Source organism: Streptacidiphilus sp. PAMC 29251, from assembly GCF_054208735.2.
Genome location: NZ_CM135725.2, coordinates 8,560,280 through 8,578,470 on the forward strand (window position 1 = coordinate 8,560,280; position 18,191 = coordinate 8,578,470).

Consider the following 18,191-nt stretch of genomic DNA (forward strand, 5'->3'; position numbering starts at 1 on the left):
CTTGAGCCAATTGACTGTCACGTTGGGTGACGATGCCGGGTGTGGTGTGCCCCGGATGCAAGGAGCCCGCAGGGATTGGTGATCATGGTTCTTGTCTAGAGAAACCGATCACGAACACCTGCGGGCTCGAACATCAACGATACCTGTGCCGATACGGACGCGACACTGCTGCTGGGCCTGGAGGGGCTGGGGGTGATCAAGGTGGAGGAGGTCGGGCCGGCTCTCGTCGTGCACGTGGCGACGGTGGACGAGGGTGCGCGGGCATGCCCGGAGTGCGGAGTGCTCTCCACGACGAGGAAGGGCCCACGTCTCACCCGCCCCCGCCAACTTCCTTACGGTGGACGACGTGTGGATCTGCACTGGCACAAGTCCCGTTGGTTCTGCGCGGAACCGCTGTGCCCGCGCGGCTCGTTCACCGAGCAGGTCCGCGAGGTGCCAGCGGGGGCCCGGCTGACCCGCGCGCTGCGGCGCGAGGCCGGACGCGTGGTGGCCGACGACGGCCGCACGGTCGTACAGGCCGGCCGTGACCTGGGCATCTCCTGGCCCACTGCCCAAGCTGCCTTCGAACAGTACGCCGAGCTCGTCCTGCCTGATCAGCCGCCCGTGACCGAGGCCGTCGGCATCGACGAGACCCGCAGGGGCAAGCCGGTCTGGCGGGAGAACCCCGAAACGGGCACATGGGAACTGGTCGCCGACGCCTGGCATATCGGCTTCGTCGACGCGGTCGGCGGCCAGGGCCTGCTCGGGCAGGTCGAGGGCCGCAACGCCGCCTCCGTCGCCGCCTGGCTCACCCTCCAGCCCGAGACCTGGAAACAGCGGGTCAGGTACGTGGCCATCGACCTGTGCGCCACCTTCCGCGCCGCCGTGCGCACCGCCCTGCCCCACGCCCGAATCGTCGTGGACTGCTTCCACGTCGTCCAGCTCGCCCAGCGCCACCTGGCCGACCTGCGCCGCCGCCTCACCTGGAGGCACCACGGCCGCCGCGCCCGCAAGGGCGACCCCGTCTGGAGCGTCCGCAAGCTCCTGCGCCGCAACAAGGAAGACCTCACCACCACAGAACTGGCCACGCTTGCCGACGAGTTGACCGATATGGGTACCTACGGCAAGCAGATCCTCGACGGCTGGCGTGCCAAGGAGCTCCTGCGCGACCTGCTGCGGCTCACCGCCAAGCACGCCCACGTCCTTCCCGACCGCTCCGCGGTCTCCGCCGCCCGCTACCGCTTCCAGGCCTTCTGTGCCGACCGCCCCTACCTGGTCGAACTGGTCACCCTCGCCGAAACCGTCGACCAGTGGTGGCACGGCATCGAGAACTACATCAAAACCGGCATAACGAACGCCGCATCCGAAGGCAACAACCGCGTGATCAAGCTCGAAGCCCGCAAGGCCTACGGCTTCCGAAACCGCCGGAGCCAACGCCTGCGATCACACTGCGCAACCACCCGAAGGGCACGCGGAAAGCTGACGACCCATCAACTTTGATGACCCACTATGCTGGCCCGATGCGACTTCTGATGGTCGAGGACGAGGAACGCCTTGCGCGTTCGCTCCAGCAGGGCCTCCGAGGCGAGGGCTATGTCGTGGACCTGGCCGGCGACGGCCACACCGGCCTGGAGCTCGCCCGCAGTGGGACGTACGCCGCGGTCGTGCTCGACCTGATGCTGCCGGGGCTGAACGGGTTCAAGGTGTGCCAGGAACTGCGCCGCGCCGGGAACATCGTCCCGATTCTGGTGCTGACCGCGAAGACCGGCGAGTACGACGAGGCCGAGGCGCTGGACTGCGGCGCGGACGACTACCTCAGCAAGCCCTTCTCCTATGTCGTGCTGACGGCTCGTCTGCGCGCCCTGCTGCGGCGTGGCGCGGTGGGCGGTCGCGGGGCGGTGCTGGTGGTGGGCGACCTGGCACTGGATCCGGCGGCCCGGCGATGTGTGATCGGTGGGGTCCGGATCAGCCTGACCAACAAGGAGTTCGGGGTGCTGGAGTGCCTGGCCCGCCGCCCCGAACAGGCGGTGCCCAAGACCGAGATCCTGGACGCGGTCTGGGACAGCGCCTTTCGCGGCGACATCAACATCGTCGAGGTGTATGTGGCGGCGCTGCGGCGCAAGCTGGACGCGGCGGGAGCCGACTGTGCGATCCAGACGGTACGGGGCGTCGGATACCGGCTGACGGCCTGAGCCCGCCCTCTCCCTTGACGCCTGCTGTTCTGCGGGGCTAGGTTCGATCGCACATCATATATGAGATATCTGATGTGGAATCAGCCACCCCCCGGGAGCCTCGCGTGCCTGACACCCTGCCCCGTCCCGGCTCGTTGCCGTCCCGTACCGAGGCGGTGCTCGACGCCATCCGGCACTCCATCCTGGCCGGTGAGCTGAAGCCGGGGCAGGCGCTGGTCGAGACCGAGCTGGCGGCTCGGCTCGGAGTGTCGAAGACGCCGGTGCGGGAGGCGCTGAAGACCCTGGCCGGCTCCGGACTGGTGGTCATGAGCCCCTACCGGGGGGCTTCGGTCTGCGAGTTGGACCAGGGGATGGTCCGCTGCGTCCACGAGATGCGGCTGCTGCTGGAACCCGCGGCCGCGGCCCGCACCACCGCCGCCGCCGCTGCCGCTGGCGGCCGTCGCTGGGAGGCTGCCGTGGAGGCCCTGGACCGGGCCGATCTGGCCACCGACTCCGCCGACCGCTCGCTGGCCAACCGTGACTTCCACCGGGCGCTCTACGCCGGCTGCGGCAACCCGCTGCTGGTGAAGTCCCTGGACGAGCTGCGCGACCGGACCGCGCTCGCGGCCGGGGCGGCCTGGGCGGCCGCGCCGTCCTGGGAGGTCGAGGCACGCGAGCACCGGGCGATCCTGGCGGCCGCCGAGACGGGGGACGCCGACCTGGTGCGGACGCTGATGCACAGTCATCTCAGCGCCTTCGCCGCCCGCATGTTCGCCGACGCCGACTCTGTCGGGGCGGAAGGATGACCGTGCGCCGGACGCCACTGGACACGGTCGTCGCCATCTCGGTCACCCCGTTCCACCCGGACGGCAGCATCGACTGGGACGCCCATGCCGCCCTGATCGCCCGCCTGGTCGCCCATGGCATCGGCACGGTCACCGTCAACGGCAACACCGGCGAGTTCTACGCGCTGAGCCCGGCCGAGGCCCGCCGCGCGGTCGAGTCCGCGGTGTCGGCGGCAGGCGGCGGCGCGCACGTCATGGTCGGCGTGGGCCTGGACCTGGCGACCGCGACCAGCGCCGCCCGCCATGCTGCCGCTTCGGGGGCAAGCTCGCTGATGGTGCATCAACCGGTGCATCCCTACCGCTCCGCCGAGGGCTGGATCGACTACCACCGCGCCATCGCCGAGGTCGCCCCGACCCTCGGTGTGGTGCTCTACATCCGGGACGAGCGGATCGGCGGCGCCCAGATCCGGGCCCTGGCCGACCGCTGCCCCAACCTGATCGGGGTGAAGTACGCCGTTCCCGACCCGGTCCGCTTCGCCTCTACCGCCTCTACCGCCTCTACCGCCGGGGGCACCGGATCGGACGTCCGGTCGGACGGCCTCAGCTGGGTGGCCGGGCTGGCCGAACTCTCCGCCCCCGGGTACTGGGCGGTCGGTGCGACCGGCTTCACCTCCGGCCTGGTCAATGTCGTGCCCAAACTCTCGCTGGCCCTGCTCGCCGCACTCCGGGCCGGCGACCGCGCCGAGGCCATGCGCGTCTGGGAGTCGGCCCGTAGCTTCGAGGAACTCCGTGCCGCCGACAGTGCCGCCGACAACGTAAGCGTGGTCAAGGAGGCCCTGGCTCAACTCGGCCTCTGCGACCGCGCGGTACGGCCCCCGTCGCGGCTGCTCCCGGGCCCGCTCCGGGCCCGCATCGCCGCGTCGATCACCGACTGGGGACAGGAGGGCTGGCTATGAGCGGCAAGCCTCTGCGCAGCGCCGCCTGGTTCGGCGACGACAGCGGCCTCGGAGGCGGCCTCCGTGCCTTCAGCCATCGCTCTCGGCTGCGGCAGCTCGGGTACCTGCCCGAGGAGCACCTCGGCAAGCCGGTCATCGCCGTCCTCAACCCCTGGTCCGAGATCAACCCGTGCCATATGCACCTGCGCGAACGGGCCGAACAGGTCAAGCGCGGTGTCTGGCAGGCCGGAGGGTTTCCGCTGGAGTTCCCGGTGGCCACCCTCTCCGAGACCTTCCAGAAGCCCACCCCGATGCTCTACCGCAACCTCCTCGCCATGGAGACCGAGGAACTGCTCCGCTCCTATCCCATCGACGGCGCGGTGCTGATGGGAGGCTGCGACAAGACCGTCCCCGCGCTGCTGATGGGCGCGGCCAGCGCCGGACTGCCGGCCCTGGTCGTCCCGTCCGGGCCGATGCTGCGCGGACACCACCGGGGACGGACCCTGGGCAGCGGTACCGATCTCTGGGCCTACTGGGACGAGTACCGGGCCGGACGGATCAGCGAGTGCGAGATGTCGCAGCTCTCCTGCGGTCTGGCCCGCTCGCCGGGCCACTGCATGACCATGGGCACCGCCTCGACCATGACCGCGGCGGCCGAGGCCCTCGGCATGGCGCTGCCTGGATCCTCCGCCATTCCTGCGGTCGACTCCGCCCACCACCGGATGGCCGCCGCGAGCGGCCTCCGCATCGTCGGGCTGGTTCGCGAGGACACCACCCCCGCCGTGGTCATGACCCGCGAGGCATTCGAGGACGCGGCCGCGACCGTCCTCGCCCTCGGCGGGTCCACCAACGCCCTGATCCACCTGATCGCCATGGCCGGACGGGTCGGCGTCCCCTTCTCGCTGGAGGACTTCGACGCCATCGGCCGCCGGGTGCCGGTGCTCGCCGACGTCCGCCCGGTGGGGGAGTACCTGCTGGAGGACTTCTACTACGCGGGCGGACTTCCGTCCCTGCTGCGGCAGTTGAGCACCGTCCCGGGGGCGCTGCACCCGGATCGGCCGACCGTCGCCGGCCACCCGTTCGGCGCGTACTACGCCGACGCGGAGACCACAGGACCCGCCATCCGCACCCCGGGCAAACCGGTCGCCGAGGAGGGCGGCCTCGCCGTGCTGCACGGCAACCTCGCCCCCGGCGGCGCCGTGATCAAGCACCTGGCCGCCACCCCCGCACTGCTGCGCCACACCGGCCCGGCCGTCGTCTTCGACTCCTACACGGAACTGCGCGAGCGCATCGACGACCCGGCCCTCGGCATCACCGCCGACACCGTGCTGGTACTGCGCGGCGCGGGCCCGCTCGGCGGCCCCGGAATGCCCGAGTACGGGATGCTGCCGATCCCCGCGTACCTGCTGGAGGCAGGGGTGACCGACCTGGTCCGGATCTCCGACGCCAGGATGAGCGGCACCAGCTACGGCACCTGCGTGCTGCACATCGCCCCGGAATCCCACGCGGGCGGCCCGCTCGCGCTGGTCCGCACCGGGGATCCGATCACCCTGGACGTGGAGCGGCGACTGCTCCAACTCGAAATCGAACCAGCGGAGTTGGAGTCACGGCGGCTCGCCTGGACGCCCCCGCAGCCGGTGTTCCGCCGCGGCTACGGCTCTCTCTACGCCGAGCACGTCACCCAGGCCGACGAGGGCTGCGACTTCGACTTCCTGGCCCACCCGGGACGCGACCCCTTCCCTGACCCGCACTGAGCGTCTGCGGCACCGCGTCAGCCCACCACTGATGCGGGCTCGGCGGCCATCCCTTCCTGCAACTCACCTCCCGCGCTGCGCCCCTGAGGCAGAATCACCAGCGCCGCGCCCAAGGCCAGCCCGAGTGCCGGGAGCAGCGGGAAGCGTCCGTCGTGGGCGAAACCCTGCACCGCGAACCGGCACAGCGCAGCGACACTCGCCGCCAGGCCCAGCCACAGCAGCAGCGGCCACCGCACCGGCCCGTCCGGCCGGACCCGCGCCCCGATGCCGGTCAGCGCGCGCTCCAGCGGCTGCAGCAGCACCACGATGCCGGCCAGGACCGCTGTGAGCAGCAGCAGCCAGGGCAGCCGCAATGCCCACCAACTGCCCGACCCGTAGACCGGTTCGGGCGCGATCCCGGTCAGGTAGAACGCCGCCGCCGCGACCAGCACCGGCAGCATGTGCCAGAGGTAGAGAGTCATGCTGGCCCCGCCGACGGGCCGGACACTCTGCCACACGCGCTCCCGCGCCAACCACCGCCGTACGACGGGCGCGGCCAGCAGGCACAGGCCGATCTGCGCCACCGCCCAGGACAGCATCGCCACCGAGGGGGGATTGGTGTTGCTCACGGTCTCGTCGCTGACCAGGATCAGGCTCACCGGGAACGGGCCGAAGCCGACCAGCCCCGCGAACGCCACCGCTCCCACCGCCGCCATCGCGGCGGGGAGGAGTTGACTGCGCGTCAGCAGCCCGTCCCGCCAGCAGAATCCAAGCTGATAGGCGACGCCCCAGACCAGCACATAGTCGACCAGGCCGACAAAGGGCGCGTGCGCCGCCAGCACCAGCAGATCGACCGCGACCGCGACCGCCCCCAGCATCAGGGGTGCCAGCAGCCCCCACCGCCGATGCGCCGCGTGCAGGGCCGGTGTGAGCGCGCTGAGCAGCAGATACACCGGCAGGAACCAGAATTGCATCCCCATCGCCCAGCCCACCATCGCCAGCGTCCCCGGATCGACGCCCACCCCCGCGCTGATCGCCACCGCGAGCAGGACCAGGCCCGAGTACACCGCCGTCGGCAGCAGCAGCCGCACCGCGCGCCCCCGGATCCACGGCACGCCCGCGCCCCCGTCCGCACGGTGCCGGGCCCATGAACCGCCCGCCGCGTAGCCGCCGGCCAGGAAGAACAGCGGCATGATCTGGAAGCCCAGGGTCAGCCACTGCGTCCAGGGGATCGTCGCCAGCAGCTCGGGCGCGCGCAGCGTGCCGTCCGGCTGCCGCACCAGCGCGGTGATCAGCCAGTGGCCCAGCACCACCAGGCAGATCGCCAGGGCCCGCAGGAAGTCGACATAGCGGTCTCTCGTCATGTCGGGAATGCTGCCCTGCCACCCCTGGCCGGTCGGGGTAAAACCGGATGCCGCAATCGATTCGTGTCCGCAACAATGGAACATGCTCATCGATCACTGGCCCCTGCTGGGCCTCCGCGTCAGCACGCCCCGGCTGGAGCTGCGACTCCCCCAAGGCGAGGAGCTTGCTGCGCTGGGCGACCTCGCCGCCAGGGGCGTCCACGATCCGGCCCTGATGCCCTTCAACTACCCCTGGACCGACCTGCCCCCGGCCGAGCGGGCCCGCTCCGTGATCCAGCACTTCTGGCAGCGGCTGGGCACCTGGACGCCCGAGGACTGGTCGCTGCTGCTCGGGGTCTTCAAGGACGGCGTGGTCGTCGGCGTGCAGGAGGTCGCCGCCGGCGACTTCGCCATCCTGCGCGAGGTCCGCACCGGCTCCTGGATCGGCCTGGAGCACCACGGCCAGGGCATCGGCACCGAGATGCGGGCCGGCGTGCTGCACCTCGCCTTCGCCGGGCTGGGCGCGGAACAGGCCAGGTCAGGTGCCTTCTCCGACAATCCGGCCTCGCTCGCGGTCTCCCGCAAACTCGGCTACGAGCCGGACGGCGTCAACCGCCAGGTGGTCCGCGGCAAGGCCATCACCGAACACCGGCTGCGCATCACCCGCGAACGCTGGCAGACCGGCCCCCGCATCGACGCCACCATCGACGGCCTGGCCCCCTGCCTACCCCACCTCGGCGCCACCGCGCCCCGCTGCACCTGTTTCCGCCCCCGGTCCCGCCCCCGCCGCGGCTATGGCGCAGCGTCCGCGAGGATGACCGGGATCTCGTCCATCCAGGCGAGGACCGCCTCCTCGTAACGGATGCCAAAGGCCAGCGTCGCCCGCTGATAGGGATCGAGCCCGTTCGCCGCCGCTGTCGTCAGGTAGACGGCCAAGCGCCGTTCGTGCTCGACGCGGTGCCCGGCAATGAACTCCAGCAGCTTTTCGCGATCGATCGAGGCGCCGAAGGCCAGGGTGAGCAGCAGCGGAAAGCGGATCTGCTCGGGTCCCGGTGGCTGGGCGAGCCAGGCCGCGAACGCCTCGCGGCCCGCGTCGGTCAGCCGGTACGGACGCCGCGATCGCGGGCCGGTGGGGCCGGCCTGGATCAGGCCGCGCTCGGCCATCGCGGCCAACTCACGGTAGATCTGACTGCGGGTCAGGCTCCAGAAGTCACCGATGAACGCCTCGGCGATCTCCACCAGCTCAAACCCGCTGGCCTCGCCCGCATGCAGGAAGCCCAGCAGTGATGCCGCGGTCGGATTGAGTTCGGCCATCGTGCCTTCCAGTCTTGACAGTCCACTGTGGACGGTGTTGGCTCCGTTGTGACAGTCCACTGTGTCATGTCGAGGGGGAACCATGCGCACTGCCCTACTGGTCGTCCACATCCTGGCCGGAAGCCTCGGCCTGCTCGTCGGCCCCGCGGCGATGCTGGTACCGAAACGGGCGGGCTGGCATCCCCGGCTCGGCCTCGCCTATCAGGCCCTGACCTCCCTGCTCTGCCTCAGCGCCTTCGGTCTCGTGGCGGAGAAGCCCACCCTGTGGTGGCTCGGCGTCATCGCCGCCGCCACCTGGTCCGCCGCCCTCGGCGGCTGGTGGGCCCGCCGCCGGCGCTTCAACGGCTGGCTGCTGTGGCACATCGGCCTGATGTGCGGCTCCTACATCTCCTTCGTCACCGCCTTCCTCGTCGTGAACCTCGGCCTGGGCTCACCCGTCGCCTGGATCCTCCCCACCCTGCTCGGCACCCCCCTGATAGCCCGAACCACCCTCCGCGCGACCCGGGCCCACGCCAAGGAATCGCCGAGCACCGGCGACCTCCTGGTCAGGGAATCTCGGTGAGGGCGAGTACGGCTTCCTCGCGCACCGAAGGGTCGGCGTGGCCGAGGAGGGGCCGGATCAGTGCGGCTGCCGCTGGGTCCTGGGTCGCGCCCAGGATGTAGAGGGTGTGACCGATGAGTTCGGGTTCCGAGCCCTCCAGTTCGGGCACCAGTGCCGTGAACAGCTCCAGTGGCAGACGGTAGTGGTTGAACGCCTCACTGATCGAGTTCAGCGCCGACTCGCGGACAGTCCGGTCGGGCTCGTTGACGGTGAAGGCGACCAGGCGGGCTACAACCAGCACGGCAGTGGGAGCGTCGAGTGCGTGGCCGCGCAGAAGGTCGCCGAGTTCGGCAGCGGCGATGTCCCGTGTGCGAGGCGTGCGGTCGGTCAACGCCTCCAGGGCCCGGTGCAGGGCGTTCACATGGCGTCCTCCTGAGAGTGCCTGCCCGTCAGAGCCAGTTGCGGCGTTTGAAGACGAGGTAGAGGGTGGCGCAGACGGCTCCCATCAGGGCGATGGCGAAGGGGTAGCCGAAGGCCCATTTCAGTTCGGGCATCTTGGCGAAGTTCATGCCGTAGACGGTGCCGATCAGGGTGGGGGCGAAGAGGATCGCCGCCCAGGAGGAGATCTTCTTGATCTCGTCGTTCTGGGCGTGGCCGGCCTCGGCCAGGAGTTTCATCTCCTCGTTCTGGGCCTGGGAGACCAGGGTGGCGTTCACGGTGAGGATGTTCTGCAGCATCTGCCGGAAGCCGTCCACCCGCTCCGCCGCCGTGGTGGCGTGGTCGGCGACGTCGCGGAGGTAGCGCTGGAGTTCCTCGTTGGTGCCGTACTTGAGGAAGCCGGCCTCCAGGTTCTTCAGGATCTCCAGCAGCGGCCGGGTCGCCCGCTGGAACTCGATCACCTCACGGGAGAGCTCGTAGATGCGCCGGGAGACCTGCTTGTCGCCCCGGAACACCTCGGTCTCGATCTCGTCGATGTCGTGCTGCAGCCCGCCGATCACCGGCGCGTAGCCGTCCACGACGGCGTCCAGCACGGCGTAGAGCACCGCCTCGGGGCCGAGCGCCAGCAGTTCGGGGTCGGCCTCCAGCCGGCGCCGGACGGCGGAGAGGTCGGGGGACTGGGAGTGCCGGACGGTGAGCACGAAGTCCGGGCCGACGAAGAGGTGGATCTCGCCGAAGTCGACCTCCTCCACGTCGTCCAGGTAGCGGGCGGCGCGCAGCACCACGAACAGGGTGTCGCCGTAGCGCTCCAGCTTGGGCCGCTGGTGGGCGACGATGGCGTCCTCGACGGCCAGCTCGTGCAGCCCGAAGCGCTCGGCAGCCTGCAGCAGTTGGGCGGCGGCCGGGCGGAACAGGCCGATCCAGACCAGGCTGCCGGGCTTGCCCGGGACCTGCTGGTAGATGTCGTCGAGGCTGGTCGGCGTGGCGACCCGGATCCCGTCCCGGTAGACCGCGGCGTCGACGATGGAGCGTTCCAGCGACACCGGCTCGGAGCGGTGCTCCTGCCGGGGATCCATCGAGTGCTCGGGGGCTCGGGGCCCTGCCGAACCGGCAGGGTCGGCCACCGGCCGGGAGAAGGGCCGCTTGCTCGCGCGGACGGCACGTACACGCCATTCGGACATGGCTGGATACCTCCAGGGGTTGTCCCGCGACCCGGGGTTCCCCTGCACGCGTGCGACGGGGCCGGGCTCCGCGGACCGCGACCCAGGAGGAGGGAAACGCTCCTAGCGTCGAACGGGGCGGAGGCGGGGTGCGCAGCGGTACGGGGACCGGGAACCGGAAGGAGAAAGTGGGGGCCGGGGGCGGGTCCGACTTCGACCCGGACTACTGCTCTCCACTGCTTCTCACCTCCTTGCTGTCGCCACCTGTCGCAACCTCGGACGTCAACTCACGTCACAGCCACCTGGCAGTGTAGTCGGACCGGCCCGTATCTGTGCCCGCCGGGGTCGGTTCGGAAACGTCCAGTGCGAGAACACTTGAGTGCGAGAACACTTCAGCGCGAGAACACTTCCGTGCGAAAACCTTCAGTGCGGAAACATTCGGGGCGGGCGCCAGGCCGGCAGCCCCTCCCGGAACGACTCGACCAGGGAACTGATCTGCCGGGTCAGTTGGGTCCGCTCCAGCAGCCCCAGGTACAGATTGCGCTCGGCCAGCCCCACCAGGTCGACCGTGAAGTACACCGCCATCAGCGGATTGACGAACAGTTCGCTCCTGCTGGTCCGCTCAGTGAACTGGACGTCGCCGACCTCCCCGCGCAGCGCCGCCGCGATCGAGCCGTTGACGATGCTCGGATGGGTCGGGGTGGAGGCCTGCGCATGCGCCACCGCGTCCAGGTAGAGGGCGCCCTCCCTGCTGTCGCGGGGGATCGAGAGCGCACCCAGGTAGGCGCCGTCCCGCTCCAGCGCGGCCAGGTTCTCCAGCACCTGGACGTGGTTCACGCCGTGGAAGGCGTCGATGCCGAAGCCCAGGCAGCTGACCAGCCGCTGCGGGATCTCCGGCATGCCGCTGACCGCGCCCAGGCTGGCCATGTCCTCCTCTGGGGTGCCGAGGCCGGACTCGTCACCGCGCATCAGGATGTCCGTGCCGCCGTCCACCAGCACGATCGCGTCCACCCCGCCGAGCTGGTCCACCAGGGCCCGGTACGCGGCGCGCAGGGGCGCCACGCCGGTGCGGCTCAGCGCGTGGACGGTGCTGGGCATGCCCTGCAGCTCCAGCCAGCGGGCCAGCGAGCGCTCGGGGAAGTAGTCGCCGCGCGCGACCGTGCCGGGGCGGATCGCGGCGACGTCAGGGGCCAGCCAGACCCCCAGGTCGAGCCCGTCCAGGTCGGCGAAGGAGAGGTTCGCCAGATGCACCTCCTTGCCGGAGGCGCGCAGCGCCAGGGCGAGCGGCAGCCCCGCGTAGATGTCGAAGCCCCCGCCCGCGCCGGCGACGAGGATCCGGCGGGCGTCGCGCAGCCGGGTGAACAGCGGGGGTTCCAGGAGGGAGAACACCCGCCGGACCCTAGCGAAGCCGGGGCCGGGCGGCACGGGAATCCGGTCTGCCGACCCGACTGCCGACTGACCTGGGGATTAATGGACGTGGGTTGATCCACGGGCTCTGCTACAGTTGAGGAACCGACGCGGGGTGGAGCAGCTCGGTAGCTCGCTGGGCTCATAACCCAGAGGTCGTAGGTTCAAATCCTGCCCCCGCTACTTGAACTCTGTAGGCCCGGCGTTCTCGCTGGGCCTACAGAGTTTTGCGTGTGAGTCCGCTCACCCCCTGCGGAGAAGACTCTCCGCCGCCCCCTGGCTCGTTCTTGCGATCCTCCGCGCCCAGTGCTGCGGAGCTCTCCTCGAAGCGTGCCGCTACGAGGAAAGGTTCTCTGTGAACCATCGCACCAGCCGTTCAAACGACCAGCGCACCGGCACCCGCTTCGGCAGGCCCGCCGGGACCAGCACCCGCAGCGGCGGTGGCAGCAGCGCCGGCGGCCAGTTCCGGGGCCGTCCGGCCCAGGGCCCGCCGCGCCGCCGTACCAACACCGCCCCGCAGGGCGAGTTCGAGATGCCGGTCAGCACCACCCCGGCGCTCCCGGCCGTGACCAGCTTCGCCGACCTGGACATGCCGAACGCCCTGCTCTCCACCCTCACCCGTGAGGGCGTCACCGAGCCGTTCCCGATCCAGGGCGCGACCCTCCCCAACACCCTGGCCGGACGCGACGTCCTCGGCCGCGGCCGGACCGGCTCCGGCAAGACCCTGGCCTTCGGCCTGGCGCTGCTGGCCCGCACCGCGGGCCGCCGGGCCGAGCCCAAGTGCCCGCTGGCCCTGGTCCTGGTCCCGACCCGTGAGCTGGCCCAGCAGGTCACCGACGCGCTCACCCCTACGCCACCGCCGTGAACCTGCGGATCACCACGGTCGTCGGCGGCATGTCCATCGGCCGCCAGGCCGGTGCGCTGCGCCGCGGCGCCGAGGTGCTGATCGCCACCCCCGGCCGGCTCAAGGACCTGATCGACCGCGGCGACGCCCGGCTCGACCGGGTCGGCATCACCGTCCTGGACGAGGCCGACCAGATGGCCGACATGGGCTTCCTGCCCCAGGTCACGGCGCTGCTGGAGCAGGTCATCCCGAACGGCCAGACGATGCTGTTCTCGGCCACCCTGGACCGCAACGTGGACCGCCTGGTCCGCCGCTTCCTGACCGACCCGGTCACCCACTCGGTGGACCCGTCGGCCGGCACCATCACCACCATGGAGCACCATGTGCTCTATGTCTCGGATACCGACAAGCGCGCCGTCGCCGTCGAGATCGGCGCCCGCGACGGCCGCGTGATCATGTTCATGGACACCAAGCACGCCACCGACAAGCTGGCGAAGGAGCTGCTCGCCAACGGCGTGCGCGCTGCCTCGCTGCACGGCGGCAAGTCCCAGCCGCAGCGCAACCGGGTCCTCGAGCAGTTCAAGGAGGGCCACATCACCGCGCTGGTCGCCACCAACGTGGCGGCGCGTGGCATCCACGTGGACAACCTCGACCTGGTCGTCAACATCGACCCGCCGACCGACCACAAGGACTACCTGCACCGCGGCGGCCGTACCGCCCGGGCCGGCGAGTCCGGCACGGTGGTCACCCTGGTGCTGTCCAACCAGCGCCGGGAGATGGCGCGGCTGATGGCCGACGCCGGGATCACCCCCAACAACGACCGGGTCTCCTCCGGCGGCGACGCCGAGCTGGCCCGGATCACCGGCGCCCGCAAGCCCAGCGGCGTGCCCGTGGTCATCGCCGCTCCGGCCGCCGCGGTCCCCACCCAGAGCTCGCGCGGCCCGCGCGGCGGCGGTAGTGGTGGCGGCGGCAACGGTGGCGCCGGCGGCAGCCGCGGCCGTCGTCCGCGCCGTCCCGCCTCGGGCGGCGGCGCCCGCCCGACCCGCGCGGCCTGATACACCGACAAAACCTGACACACAGGCAACTGCACTGTCTGAAGGGCCCCGTACCGCTCCGGTACGGGGCCCTTCGTCATGCCACTCGGACATGAATTCGGGGAATCCGGTAAGTCGCCTGTCAAGGCAGCACGTTGTGGAACACGTGCTGCAATCCGCAGGAAAGGAACGGCATGTCCACAGGTTTGATCATTGTGATCGTGGTGGTGGCCGTCGTCGTGGTCGCCCTGATCGGGGTTGCGGTCGCGATGCCGCAGATGCGCAGCCGCCGTCTTCAGCAGCAGTTCGGGCCCGAGTACGAACGAACGGTGTCCGAGCACAGCGGGGACACCAAGGAAGCCGAGCGTGAGCTCTCCGAGCGCGTCAGCAGGGCCGACGAGCTGGACCTCCACCCCCTGGAGGCAGCCCAGCAGGAGCGCTACCTGGCCCGCTGGACCGCACTGCAGGAGCAGTTCGTGGACGCGCCGGCCAAGGCGGTCATCGACGCGGACCACCTGCTGACCGAGGTGCTGCGGGAGCGCGGCTACCCGGACGACGACCAGTACGCCGCCCTGTCCGTGCACCACGCCCGGGCACTCGACGGCTACCGCGTCTCCCGTAAGGCGGCCGAGCGGGCCGACCAGGGCGACGCGACCACCGAGGAGCTCAGGGACGCCTTCGTACGGGCCCGCGAGACCTTCGACGAACTGGTACGCGACAACGGCGACAGCTCCACCGGCACCACTACGGCCGCGCCCACCACCAAGGCCGCACCCGCCGAAGCCGCGGCAGCCACCACCGAGGAACCGAGCGAGCAACCGGTCAGCGAGCCGGCCAACGGGACGACTGAGAGGACGAACTGATGACTGACCCCCGGTTTGCCGAGCGCGGCGAGAACCTCCAGAGCCGTGCCCTGCGTGAGAACGACGACCCCGAGCAGGAGACCCCGGAGGTCACCGAGACCGAGGCCGGATCCGACTCCGACGTCGCGTATCACGCCGACCACGACCACGACCACGCCGACCAGGACGACCCCCGCGCCCCCGCCACGGCCGAGGCCGCGAGCACGCCGCTCGGCGACGACGTGGACGACGCCGACGACGTGAACCACGTGGACGACGTCGACCGTGACGCGCTGGGAGAGCACGACCAGCAGGACGAGTCGGACCGGAAGTCCTCGTCCGCCGACAGCGCCGTCTTCGGCGGCAGCGCCTTCGGCAGCACGGACACCGGCCGAAGCACCGACCAGGACTTCGACCGGGACACAGACCGGGACACGGACCGGGACGCCGACCTGGTCACCGCGGGCGCGGCCACCTCCGCGGCCACCTCCGCGGCCACCACCTCCGCGGCCACCACCCCCGCGGCCACCACCCCCGCGGCGACCGACCCCAATGCCAACCGGTTCTTCGAGGACTCGGTCTCGGAGAAGCTGCGCGACCGCTGGCAGACCATCCAGATCGACTTCGTCGACGACCCGCGCCACGCCGTGGAGCAGGCCGAGACCCTGGTCGAGCAGGTCTCCACGCAGCTCACCGAGGCCATATCGGCCCGTCGGAACGAACTGCACGGCCGTTGGAGCAAGGACGGCGGCGCCGCCAGCGCCGCGCACGACAACGCCGTCCCGACCGAGGACCTGCGCACCGCGCTGCAGGAGTACCGCCGGGTGCTCAACCAGTTGCTCACCCTCTGATCGATCCGCACGCGTGTGAAACGCACGTGAAAGGGCCCCGATGCGAGTACCACCGCATCGGGGCCCTTTCACGTCCAATTCAGCTTCAACGGACTATTCGTAGTAGCGGCGTTCGCGGACGATCTCCTCGCCCTCGCCGATGCCGCCGACACCCATCGGCGGACGGCGACGCCGGTACATGCCGGCGATGGTGACGACGCCGAGCAGGCCGGCGGCCATCAGGATCACCCCGACGATCGTGAGGTTCATTCCTGACACATGCCAGTTCACGCCGAACGTGAGAATCGCGCCCAGCGCGAAGACCCCGATACAGCCTCCGATACCCATGTCCCAGACACTCCTTCACACGTCGGTGTTCCCTACTGCCGGAACCTGCGCCTACCCGCGATCCGTCCCCGGACACGCCTGCGGCGCCGAGCCCGGATCAGCTCGGCGCCGCCGTCAGCAGCAGCCCTTCGCAGCAGTTCTAATCCTCCGTCAGCAGGCCCTCGCGGAGCTTCAGCAGGGTCCGCGACAGCAGGCGGGAGACATGCATCTGGGAGAGGCCCAGCTCCTCGCCGATCTCGGACTGGGTCATGTCGGCGACGAACCGCAGCGACAGGATCAGCCGGTCGCGCGGGGCGAGTCCGGCGATCAGCGGCTTCAGCGACTTATGGTTCTCGATGCCGGCCATGCCCGGGTCCTCGTAGCCGATCCGGTACGCCCGGCTGCTCCCGGTCCGCTCGTCCTCGTCCGTCGCGTCCAGCGAACCCGCCGTGTAGGCGTTGCCCGCGCACAGGCCCTCGGCCACCTCGGCCTCGCCGATCCCCAGCTCCCGCGCCAGTTCGGCGGTGGTCGGCGCGCGGTCCAACGCCTGCTGCAGCCGGTCGGTGGCCTTCGCCAGGTCCAGCCGCAGCTCCTGCAGTCGTCGCGGCACCCGGACCGCCCAACTGGTGTCCCGGAAGAACCTCTTGATCTCACCGCTGATGGTCGGCAGCGCGAAGGTGGGGAACTCCACCCCCCGGTCGAGGTCGAACCTGTTGATCGCCTTGATCAGGCCGATCGTGCCGACCTGGATGATGTCGTCCATCGGCTCGCTGCGGGTGCGGAACCTGGCCGCCGCGCGTACTTCACCAGGGCCAGGTTCAACTCGACCAGGGTGTTGCGGACGTAGGAGTACTCGCGCGTCCCCTCCTCCAGCTCGCGCAGCCGGACGAAGAGGACCTTGGACAGGGCCCGGGCGTTCGCGGGGGAGACCGCCCTGGCCGACGGAATCTCCGGCAGATCCGGCAGATCCGGCAGGGGCGCGTCCGCCGGGGACGGGCCCGCTAAGCCCTGTCGCGCCGCCGTCCGCTGCGGGCTGATCGCATGTGTGGTCACGGATGCTCCTTCTTCGGGGTCCGCGTACGTGACTGGCGGTCATGTCCGGGCCGTGGGTGTGAGCCGCTCCACCTTCCCCATACCCTCGATCTGCTGGGGGATTCCCCCGGCGCCGGTCGCTTCCGGCCTGGTTTCGGATACGGTGGGAGGCGCTGTGGATCAGCTCACAGACCGGCCGAGGGACGAAAGAGGACAGATGGACCATGGAGGCGTCGGGGCATCCGACTCCGGCAGTCTGCCGACCGTTCCGGTCGGTGGCAGCGACCGGTTCACCGTAGGACTGCGGACGCAGGACGGTGTCGCCGTGCTCACCCTGCACGGGGAACTGGACCAGGACACCGCGCCCCCGCTCCGTGCACTGCTGGACCAGGCGCTGGACGCCGGTCCCGGGCGGGTCGTGGTGGACTGCGCGGATCTGGAGTTCTGCGACTCGACCGGGCTGAACGTCCTGCTCGGGGCGCGGCTGCGGGCGGAGTCCGAGAACCGGGTGATCGAACTGGCCGCGCTGCGGTCGGCGGTGGCCCGGATGTTCGAGATCACCGGGGCGTCGACGGTGTTCACCGTCCACGCCTCGCTGGACGCGGCACTGGCGATCTCTTGAGCGGGTTCCCGGGCAGGTGTTCACCCCTGGCCCCGGGGCAGGAGGACAGCAGAGGAAGAGACGCAGTGGGCAGGCCGGCACGCGGAGCACAGCGGGGTGAGACGCCATGAGTACGACCCGTCCCCAGGGACCCGACGGCGCCCCGGTGCGCCCTGGTCTGCCGCCGGGCGGCCAGACCAGGCGGCTCGCGCTGTCCGGCACCCGGGGGGTCGTCGGCCGCTGCCGCGACTTCACCCGGACGGCCCTGCACGACTGGAACTGGCTTCCGGCCCGCAACGACGAGCAGGAGGCGGTGGCCGAGGACGTGCTGCTGCTGGTGTCCGAGCTGGTCACCAACGCCTGCCTGCACGCGGGCGGCCCCAGTGAGCTGACCCTGCACTGCACCGACGCGCTGCTCCGGGTGGAGGTCTCCGACGGCAGCGCCTCGCCGCCGGTCCCGCGGACGCCGCACGAGGCGACCCGTCCGGGCGGGCACGGGCTGCACATCGTGGCCCGGCTGGCCCTGAACTGGGGCACGGTCGCCCGGGAGTCCGACAAGACGGTCTGGCTGGAGGTCCGCTCGCCGCTCGCGAGCACCTGACCGGCGGAGCCGGCGGCGGGTCATCGGTGGCATCGCTGGCATCGGCGGCGTGAATCGGATGGGAACCCGGCGGCGTCCGGAGCGCGGCAGACGGGCACCCCCCCGTAGTGCCCGCCCACCAGGCGCACACACGCACCACGCGCCCCATCCTGGTCGTACTCGAACCGACCCACCACCCCCGTCCGGTGGTCGTCGGACCGCCAACCGGGGGTGACCTGGTGGTACGCCAGGATTCGCCCGCGCATTCGCGCTGGGGTACGGTCACGCGGAGTTC

General features: G+C 70.8%; 17 protein-coding genes, 1 tRNA gene and 2 pseudogenes. 13 read left to right on the plus strand and 7 right to left on the minus strand.

Annotated elements, in window-relative coordinates; translation table 11 throughout:
* Positions 1 to 243: 243 nt before the first annotated feature.
* The 5 genes from ACXKR8_RS40525 (at position 244) to ACXKR8_RS40545 (ending at position 5,624) form a co-directional block, all read left to right on the plus strand.
* Complete coding sequence (locus ACXKR8_RS40525) at positions 244 to 1,479, plus strand: ISL3 family transposase (protein WP_458274984.1); 1,236 nt, start codon at positions 244 to 246, stop codon at positions 1,477 to 1,479.
* A 20-nt stretch (positions 1,480 to 1,499) separates the two neighbouring features.
* Positions 1,500 to 2,171 (plus strand): response regulator transcription factor, encoded by a 672-nt coding sequence (locus tag ACXKR8_RS40530; protein WP_458269509.1) that lies wholly within the window; start codon positions 1,500 to 1,502, stop codon positions 2,169 to 2,171.
* Between the two features lie 104 nt (positions 2,172 to 2,275).
* The gene (locus ACXKR8_RS40535; protein ID WP_458269510.1) at positions 2,276 to 2,956 is read left to right on the plus strand and encodes a GntR family transcriptional regulator; all 681 of its coding nucleotides are present in this window, start codon (positions 2,276 to 2,278) and stop codon (positions 2,954 to 2,956) included.
* Positions 2,953 to 3,891 (plus strand): dihydrodipicolinate synthase family protein, encoded by a 939-nt coding sequence (locus tag ACXKR8_RS40540; protein WP_458269511.1) that lies wholly within the window; start codon positions 2,953 to 2,955, stop codon positions 3,889 to 3,891. The genes ACXKR8_RS40535 and ACXKR8_RS40540 overlap by 4 nt, the downstream gene beginning before the upstream one ends.
* Complete coding sequence (locus ACXKR8_RS40545; protein WP_458269512.1) at positions 3,888 to 5,624, plus strand: IlvD/Edd family dehydratase; 1,737 nt, start codon at positions 3,888 to 3,890, stop codon at positions 5,622 to 5,624. The genes ACXKR8_RS40540 and ACXKR8_RS40545 overlap by 4 nt, the downstream gene beginning before the upstream one ends.
* A gap of 17 nt (positions 5,625 to 5,641) precedes the next feature.
* Here the strand turns inward: ACXKR8_RS40545 and ACXKR8_RS40550 are convergent, their stop codons facing one another.
* Positions 5,642 to 6,967: an acyltransferase family protein gene (locus ACXKR8_RS40550; protein WP_458269513.1), complete on the minus strand. Its 1,326-nt coding sequence runs from the start codon at positions 6,965 to 6,967 to the stop codon at positions 5,642 to 5,644.
* Positions 6,968 to 7,049: 82 nt separating this feature from the next.
* On the opposite strand from ACXKR8_RS40550, the gene ACXKR8_RS40555 reads away from it, so the two are divergent.
* Positions 7,050 to 7,805 carry a GNAT family N-acetyltransferase gene (locus ACXKR8_RS40555; protein WP_462100047.1) on the plus strand — a complete coding sequence of 252 codons (756 nt, stop codon included), beginning with the start codon at positions 7,050 to 7,052 and terminating at the stop codon, positions 7,803 to 7,805.
* Here the strand turns inward: ACXKR8_RS40555 and ACXKR8_RS40560 are convergent.
* Positions 7,739 to 8,260, minus strand: a complete 522-nt coding sequence (locus tag ACXKR8_RS40560) for a PadR family transcriptional regulator (protein WP_458269515.1) — start codon at positions 8,258 to 8,260, stop codon at positions 7,739 to 7,741. The genes ACXKR8_RS40555 and ACXKR8_RS40560 overlap by 67 nt on opposite strands.
* Before the next feature lie 82 nt (positions 8,261 to 8,342).
* Here ACXKR8_RS40560 and ACXKR8_RS40565 point away from each other — a divergent pair, with 82 nt between their 5' ends.
* Positions 8,343 to 8,822, plus strand: coding sequence for a hypothetical protein (locus tag ACXKR8_RS40565; RefSeq protein WP_458269516.1), 480 nt, complete (start codon positions 8,343 to 8,345; stop codon positions 8,820 to 8,822).
* Here ACXKR8_RS40565 and ACXKR8_RS40570 read toward each other — a convergent pair.
* The 3 genes from ACXKR8_RS40570 to ACXKR8_RS40580 all read right to left on the minus strand — a co-directional run bounded on the left by ACXKR8_RS40570 (position 8,806) and on the right by ACXKR8_RS40580 (position 11,788).
* Entirely contained in the window at positions 8,806 to 9,222 is a 417-nt protein-coding gene (locus tag ACXKR8_RS40570) for a HEAT repeat domain-containing protein (RefSeq protein ID WP_458269517.1), read from the minus strand. The two genes, ACXKR8_RS40565 and ACXKR8_RS40570, sit on opposite strands and share 17 nt — an antisense overlap.
* 28 nt (positions 9,223 to 9,250) lie before the next feature.
* Complete coding sequence (locus ACXKR8_RS40575; protein WP_458269518.1) at positions 9,251 to 10,420, minus strand: magnesium and cobalt transport protein CorA; 1,170 nt, start codon at positions 10,418 to 10,420, stop codon at positions 9,251 to 9,253.
* Between the two features lie 402 nt (positions 10,421 to 10,822).
* Complete coding sequence (locus ACXKR8_RS40580) at positions 10,823 to 11,788, minus strand: DUF1152 domain-containing protein (protein WP_458269519.1); 966 nt, start codon at positions 11,786 to 11,788, stop codon at positions 10,823 to 10,825.
* A 127-nt stretch (positions 11,789 to 11,915) separates the two neighbouring features.
* Between ACXKR8_RS40580 and ACXKR8_RS40585 the strand changes: the two genes are divergently transcribed.
* The 4 genes and pseudogenes from ACXKR8_RS40585 to ACXKR8_RS40600 all read left to right on the plus strand — a co-directional run bounded on the left by ACXKR8_RS40585 (position 11,916) and on the right by ACXKR8_RS40600 (position 15,377).
* A tRNA-Met gene (locus tag ACXKR8_RS40585) sits at positions 11,916 to 11,989 on the plus strand.
* Between the two features lie 172 nt (positions 11,990 to 12,161).
* A pseudogene (locus tag ACXKR8_RS40590) lies at positions 12,162 to 13,705 on the plus strand (DEAD/DEAH box helicase).
* A 173-nt stretch (positions 13,706 to 13,878) separates the two neighbouring features.
* Complete coding sequence (locus tag ACXKR8_RS40595; RefSeq protein ID WP_458269521.1) at positions 13,879 to 14,547, plus strand: hypothetical protein; 669 nt, start codon at positions 13,879 to 13,881, stop codon at positions 14,545 to 14,547.
* A complete protein-coding gene (locus tag ACXKR8_RS40600; RefSeq protein ID WP_458269522.1) occupies positions 14,547 to 15,377 on the plus strand; it encodes a hypothetical protein in 831 nt (276 codons plus the stop codon). Before ACXKR8_RS40595 ends, ACXKR8_RS40600 begins: the two co-directional genes overlap by 1 nt.
* A 93-nt stretch (positions 15,378 to 15,470) precedes the next feature.
* Here ACXKR8_RS40600 and ACXKR8_RS40605 read toward each other — a convergent pair whose 3' ends face one another.
* Together ACXKR8_RS40605 and ACXKR8_RS40610 are read right to left on the minus strand one after the other, a co-directional pair.
* Complete coding sequence (locus ACXKR8_RS40605) at positions 15,471 to 15,704, minus strand: DUF6458 family protein (protein ID WP_458269523.1); 234 nt, start codon at positions 15,702 to 15,704, stop codon at positions 15,471 to 15,473.
* 139 nt (positions 15,705 to 15,843) lie between these two features.
* A pseudogene (locus ACXKR8_RS40610) lies at positions 15,844 to 16,658 on the minus strand (RNA polymerase sigma factor SigF).
* A 274-nt stretch (positions 16,659 to 16,932) separates the two neighbouring features.
* On the opposite strand from ACXKR8_RS40610, the gene ACXKR8_RS40615 reads away from it, so the two are divergent.
* Both ACXKR8_RS40615 and ACXKR8_RS40620 read left to right on the plus strand, forming a co-directional pair.
* On the plus strand, positions 16,933 to 17,337 hold the full coding sequence (locus ACXKR8_RS40615; protein ID WP_458269525.1) for an STAS domain-containing protein: 405 nt from the start codon (positions 16,933 to 16,935) through the stop codon (positions 17,335 to 17,337).
* Between the two features lie 106 nt (positions 17,338 to 17,443).
* A complete protein-coding gene (locus ACXKR8_RS40620; protein ID WP_458269526.1) occupies positions 17,444 to 17,917 on the plus strand; it encodes an ATP-binding protein in 474 nt (157 codons plus the stop codon).
* Positions 17,918 to 18,191: the final 274 nt, after the last annotated feature.

Coding starts and splice junctions, on each gene's coding strand:
- ACXKR8_RS40530 (WP_458269509.1), top strand. CDS start 1,500: ATGCGACTTCTGATGGTCGAGGACGAGGAACGCCTTGCGCGTTCGCTC.
- ACXKR8_RS40540 (WP_458269511.1), top strand. CDS start 2,953: ATGACCGTGCGCCGGACGCCACTGGACACGGTCGTCGCCATCTCGGTC.
- ACXKR8_RS40545 (WP_458269512.1), top strand. CDS start 3,888: ATGAGCGGCAAGCCTCTGCGCAGCGCCGCCTGGTTCGGCGACGACAGC.
- ACXKR8_RS40550 (WP_458269513.1), bottom strand. CDS start 6,967: ATGACGAGAGACCGCTATGTCGACTTCCTGCGGGCCCTGGCGATCTGC.
- ACXKR8_RS40555 (WP_462100047.1), top strand. CDS start 7,050: ATGCTCATCGATCACTGGCCCCTGCTGGGCCTCCGCGTCAGCACGCCC.
- ACXKR8_RS40560 (WP_458269515.1), bottom strand. CDS start 8,260: ATGGCCGAACTCAATCCGACCGCGGCATCACTGCTGGGCTTCCTGCAT.
- ACXKR8_RS40565 (WP_458269516.1), top strand. CDS start 8,343: ATGCGCACTGCCCTACTGGTCGTCCACATCCTGGCCGGAAGCCTCGGC.
- ACXKR8_RS40575 (WP_458269518.1), bottom strand. CDS start 10,420: ATGTCCGAATGGCGTGTACGTGCCGTCCGCGCGAGCAAGCGGCCCTTC.
- ACXKR8_RS40595 (WP_458269521.1), top strand. CDS start 13,879: ATGTCCACAGGTTTGATCATTGTGATCGTGGTGGTGGCCGTCGTCGTG.
- ACXKR8_RS40600 (WP_458269522.1), top strand. CDS start 14,547: ATGACTGACCCCCGGTTTGCCGAGCGCGGCGAGAACCTCCAGAGCCGT.
- ACXKR8_RS40605 (WP_458269523.1), bottom strand. CDS start 15,704: ATGGGTATCGGAGGCTGTATCGGGGTCTTCGCGCTGGGCGCGATTCTC.
- ACXKR8_RS40615 (WP_458269525.1), top strand. CDS start 16,933: ATGGACCATGGAGGCGTCGGGGCATCCGACTCCGGCAGTCTGCCGACC.
- ACXKR8_RS40620 (WP_458269526.1), top strand. CDS start 17,444: ATGAGTACGACCCGTCCCCAGGGACCCGACGGCGCCCCGGTGCGCCCT.